The organism is Tunicatimonas sp. (assembly GCF_049647865.1).
GTDB lineage: Bacteria > Bacteroidota > Bacteroidia > Cytophagales > Cyclobacteriaceae > Tunicatimonas.
The window spans coordinates 1-4,704 of sequence record NZ_JBARYM010000885.1 but is presented as its reverse complement, the minus strand read 5'-3'; the positions used below and the strand labels follow the sequence as shown (position 1 = coordinate 4,704).

The 4,704-nt window shown below is 44.3% G+C and carries 8 protein-coding genes; 5 read left to right on the top strand and 3 right to left on the bottom strand.

Annotated features, from left to right (window positions below):
• The first annotated feature begins 395 nt into the window (after positions 1-395).
• From WBA23_RS25375 to WBA23_RS25365, 3 genes are all read left to right on the top strand, one after another.
• A complete protein-coding gene (locus tag WBA23_RS25375; protein WP_424585078.1) occupies positions 396-701 on the top strand; it encodes a nucleotidyltransferase family protein in 306 nt (101 codons plus the stop codon).
• Positions 667-921: a DUF86 domain-containing protein gene (locus WBA23_RS25370; RefSeq protein ID WP_424585077.1), complete on the top strand. Its 255-nt coding sequence runs from the start codon at positions 667-669 to the stop codon at positions 919-921. The genes WBA23_RS25375 and WBA23_RS25370 overlap by 35 nt, the downstream gene beginning before the upstream one ends.
• Positions 922-1,034: 113 nt before the next feature.
• Positions 1,035-1,931: an MBL fold metallo-hydrolase gene (locus WBA23_RS25365; protein WP_424585076.1), complete on the top strand. Its 897-nt coding sequence runs from the start codon at positions 1,035-1,037 to the stop codon at positions 1,929-1,931.
• Here the strand turns inward: WBA23_RS25365 and WBA23_RS25360 are convergent.
• The 3 genes from WBA23_RS25360 to WBA23_RS25350 are packed head-to-tail and all read right to left on the bottom strand — an operon-like array spanning position 1,914 to position 3,212.
• Entirely contained in the window at positions 1,914-2,417 is a 504-nt protein-coding gene (locus WBA23_RS25360) for a DUF4943 family protein (protein WP_424585075.1), read from the bottom strand. The genes WBA23_RS25365 and WBA23_RS25360 overlap by 18 nt on opposite strands.
• Positions 2,418-2,429: 12 nt before the next feature.
• Complete coding sequence (locus tag WBA23_RS25355) at positions 2,430-2,798, bottom strand: hypothetical protein (protein WP_424585074.1); 369 nt, start codon at positions 2,796-2,798, stop codon at positions 2,430-2,432.
• A gap of 42 nt (positions 2,799-2,840) precedes the next feature.
• Positions 2,841-3,212, bottom strand: a complete 372-nt coding sequence (locus WBA23_RS25350) for a hypothetical protein (protein ID WP_424585073.1) — start codon at positions 3,210-3,212, stop codon at positions 2,841-2,843.
• Between the two features lie 71 nt (positions 3,213-3,283).
• On the opposite strand from WBA23_RS25350, the gene WBA23_RS25345 reads away from it, so the two are divergent.
• Together WBA23_RS25345 and pyrH are read left to right on the top strand one after the other, a co-directional pair.
• Positions 3,284-3,787, top strand: a complete 504-nt coding sequence (locus tag WBA23_RS25345) for a metallophosphoesterase family protein (RefSeq protein ID WP_424585072.1) — start codon at positions 3,284-3,286, stop codon at positions 3,785-3,787.
• 6 nt (positions 3,788-3,793) lie between these two features.
• The gene (gene pyrH, locus WBA23_RS25340; RefSeq protein WP_424585071.1) at positions 3,794-4,480 is read left to right on the top strand and encodes a UMP kinase; all 687 of its coding nucleotides are present in this window, start codon (positions 3,794-3,796) and stop codon (positions 4,478-4,480) included.
• Positions 4,481-4,704 lie beyond the last annotated feature (224 nt).

Genomic DNA, 4,704 nt, shown 5'->3' with positions numbered 1-4,704 from the left:
TCCATTGGAAACTTTGAAGTAATTATCAGAGAAATAGTCGGCACCGTAGCCTATTGGGTGGCGGGGTATATTTAGTCGTACCGGTTTACCAAGTAAAACACGCATCAGGCTGAAAATCAGCATGCTCTCCCAGAAGTACGTAGACTAGCTGGTTAGTGAGCATTTGTGTTTTCTCAATGCTGAACCATAATTTCAAATATCAGTAAAGCATCGCCCTCAAGCTCGATCACATAGTGTTAACATCTATAAGAAATTTTACATCGATGACACAGATCGAACGTTAGAAACCTTAAGATTTTAAAATAGGCAGCATTTGGTTAAGCCTATCAAAAATTGTAGCTTACTTAAGTTAGTAAAAGCCATATGCCTTCTTTTCTTACTAAGTATCGTCTGCGCTGGCTCATTTATGTCGGCAGCATCACGTAGCTCAACTTTACGTATTTGGGTCAGCTACCACTTCAGCATTTGATCCTGAGCGTAGCGATATTGACCTGATTGTACAATTTGAGAACCAACAGCTTTCTCCTGAAGATAAAGGCCAACGATATTGGGATTTCTTAGAGCAGTTAGAAAAGTTATTAGAACGTCCGGTCGATTTACTTTCTCACCAGAACTTTAGTAATCCGTACTTTCGCCAAGAAGTAGAAGAGACAAAAATCCTGATTTATGATCAGTCTCAAAGCCAAGAAATACTTGTATGATATAGTAGCCGCTATTGAGCGGATTGAAGAGTTCTTGGGCGATCAACGCGACTTTCATTATTATCAGCAGAATGCGCTTTTACGCAGTGGGGTAGAACGGCAATTGATTATTATGGGTGAGGCAGTGAATCGCCTCCGACAATTGGATGCCACAATACCTATTACTGCATCTCAAGCGATTGTACAATTCAGAAATCGTATTACGCATGAATACGATTAGATTGATGATGTTAATGTATGGGCTATCATTATAAAGCATCTACCGGTTCTTAAAAAAGAAGCTCAGAAGTTGTTAAAAGATTCTTAAGGAAATTACGCCAACTCTGCTAACTCATGATCCACACCCTCAACCTTCACTTTCTGAATATTTCTCAGGCAATTGCTAGCTATTTAATTGAAACGTCTGACGGGCCAATTCTTATTGAAACGGGGCCTTATTCTACGTATAGTAATCTTCAGAAAGCAGTCAGCAAAGCAGGCTTTGACCTAGCTGATATTCAGCAGGTGCTACTCACCCATATTCATTTCGACCATGCCGGGGCGGCTTGGGCTTTGGCCGAGCAAGGGGCCACCGTATACGTTCATCCGTTTGGCGTTCGGCATTTGGCAAATCCGCAGAAACTGTGGGAGTCAGCTAAGCGAATTTATCAGGATGAAATGGAGCGGTTGTGGGGCGAGATGCAGCCGATCCCGGAAGGTCAGCTCCGAGCGGTAGAAGATAAAAATGAACTTACTTTTGGCAATACTAAAATAGTGGCTCATCACACTCCGGGTCACGCGGTTCATCATATCGCGTATCAACTCAATAAAATGGTATTTACGGGCGATGTAGGCGGAGTGCAGATTAACGGTGGATTGGTAGAGCCACCCTGCCCGCCACCCGACATCGACGTAGAAGATTGGCAGCACTCTATTCAGTTGCTACGCGATTTAAGTCCGCAAGCGTTGTATCTGACCCACTTTGGCCGGGTAGAAAACGTCAGTGCTCATTTGAATCATCTGGAGGATCAGTTACTGGACTGGGCTAACTGGATAAAGGAAGAAATGCGTACCGGACAATCGGCGGCAGAATTAACCCCGCAGTTTCAGAAGTACGTAGCGAATCAGCTTCGCATTGCGGGGGCCGATGAACCCACTATTCGGCAGTACGAAGCAGCCAACCCTTCCTGGATGAGCGTAGCCGGACTGATGCGGTATTGGAAGAAGAAATCTTCAACGCCAGGCCAATGAAGTACTTTCTAAGGGATTAACGGTTCGCTTCTGCTCAAAGGGAGTAGACTCATTCCACCAGTCGGTATAGGCTTGTACTGCCAGTAGTACTTCATCATCGAGAGCCCGGTTTCCGTCATTACGTTGGGCGGAAGCGTTGATTAATACCGGATTGAGCGAAGGATAGCGTTCGGGAGAAGTAATCTCCTGACCGTGACCCACCCGGATGCTCTCAACCGTCCACAATAGGCACTCGCCCAACCGAAAATTAGCAGTAATTGACGAGGAGATCGGATTAATTGGAAAAGCGGGAATTTCCTCCAGACTGGTAGCGTAGCGCAACAAGTCCGGAATTTGCTCGGGACGGAAATTAGGAATCGGCTCGTATTGGTCGTACTCTCCGGTTCGTAGCAACTCAACAAATCGGTCTGCCGACGGATCACTTGGGTTAAATTCTTCTTCCTGGCAGGCAACAAGTACGACAAGAAAGAATAATAGTTTTTTCATATTACTAAAAATTTAGTTGTTAAGTAACTGAGTGCTGTAATGCGTTATGCTGTCTACCAGGTGTAGATCAACTTCATAAGTATATTGACCTGGGGGAAGAGAAGTAGGAGGAAGCATATCAGTGTAAAGAAAGGTGGGTGGAATGGTATCATTGCCTATCCGAATAGCAAGAGGCAGAAAGTTACTGAGCGGAATCGGTGACTCACGATACGCCGAAACATCACTTGGAGCTAATGAACCAAATGATCTTTCTCCGTCAATCAACGGTAAACTAACTTCATCAAACACTTGATCGCTATCATTAATAATTTTTACGAAAGTACGATCTTCATTGTCAGAGCAAGCTACTAATCCGAGTAGTAGGAAAAGCCAGTTTTTCATAGTAGAGTTAGGGCTGAATTACAAAGAAAAAGTTCAATGCTGTCATTCGATGAGACGAATATCGTGGAGAGTGCCTCCTCCAAAATCTATTAGGGTAACCTCGAAAGTATAGAATCCTTCGGGCAACGGCGGTGGCGGTAGCTTATCCATTAATATACAAATTGATGGAATAGTATCGGAACCAATTTCTAAAAACAAAACGGGGTATCCGTTGCTGCTATTAGAGACCTGATAAGTGCTGGTATCCCCGGGAGCTAAAGTTCCGAAGGATTTATCTCCTGAAGCGGAATAAAGATAAGCTTCATCAAAAACTATGTTGCTACTGTTAGTAATCCGTACCTGAACCGGTCCATTCTTCTCTTCCGAACAGGCAGTTATCAAAACAATAAGGGTTAGAACAAGATAGTTTTTCATAATTGTCTAATTTACTCATGCAGCTAACAATTTCTACTAAGACCGCTTTCGACCATAAATGGTTGTAAGCTATGCTCAAAATCGGACTTTTATCGGATACCCACGGTTTTCTTGATCCGCAAATCTTTACCTACTTTGCTAATTGTGACGAAATTTGGCACGCCGGAGATATTGGTGCCGTAGGCTTACTAACCGAACTGCAAACATTCAAGCCTATTCAGGCAGTTTTTGGGAATATCGATGGCGGTGAGCTACGTCAGGAGTTACCGCTAGACTGCTGGTTGGAACGAGAAGGCTTAACTATCTGGATGACTCATATTGGTGGTTATCCCCCTAAATATAATCCGAGGGTGAGGAAAATACTCGCAGATCGGCAGGCTAGCTTGTTCATCTGCGGCCATTCGCATATCTTAAAGGTGGTGAAAGACGATGAGCGGGATAATATGCTCTGTTTAAATCCGGGCGCAGCGGGAAGACACGGATTTCACAAAGTACGCACTTTGCTAAGGTTTCAGTTGAACAACGGTAAGGTTAGTCAGTTAGAAGCCATTGAACTCGGTTCTAAGTCAAACTAACCAAACATGGCACTCTACGTACTTTCTCTTGGTGGCTCTATTGTAGTTCCTGGCTCAATAGATGCGGACTATCTTACTCAGTTTAAAAAATTTATTAACCGGCGTGTTAGTCAGGGCGACCGCTTCATTCTGACGGTGGGCGGCGGGAAGACTGCCCGTAATTATCAGGCGGCTGCTGAAACCGTAAGCGGAGTAGATGATGAAGAACGCGATTGGCTCGGTATTCACGCTACTCGCTTAAACGCCCACTTGCTGCGAACTATTTTTAAGGAGCAAGCTCATCCTATTATTGCCAAAGACTTTGATGTTTCCTTACCGGACTTTGAGGAGCCTATTTTGGTGGGAGCTGGCTGGAAGCCGGGCTGGAGTACTGATTATATTGCGGTTTTACTCGCCGAAAGGTACCAAGCCCAGTCGGTGCTCAATCTTTCCAATATAGATTATGTTTATGCCGAAGACCCTCGAGAGAACCCGAATGCACAACGATTTGAAAAGATAAATTGGGCAGATTTTCGTCAGATTGTGGGTAGCGAATGGTCGCCCGGATTATCAGCCCCCTTTGACCCAATTGCCAGCAAAAGAGCGGAAGAATTAGATTTGACCGTAGTTATCCTAAACGGGAAGAAGATGGAAAATATGGAAGCTTTTTTCGCTGAGGGTAACTTTCAGGGAACCATTATCCGTAATACCTGACTAAAAACAAAAAAAGCATACCGATTAAAGTATGCTTACTAGTAATTCTTTTCTGGAAGACTTAAGCCTTCTCTTCCGAATCTTCGCCTTCAATTTTGTCTTCTACTGCTTCGGCATCTTCCCGAGGAGCTTTCGCTGGCTCTCGTAGTTCGGCCTGAGGTTCATCCCCTTTGTTCTCATCAGTAGAAGCATCGGCAGAACTAACGTCCTCTGTAGAGCTATCC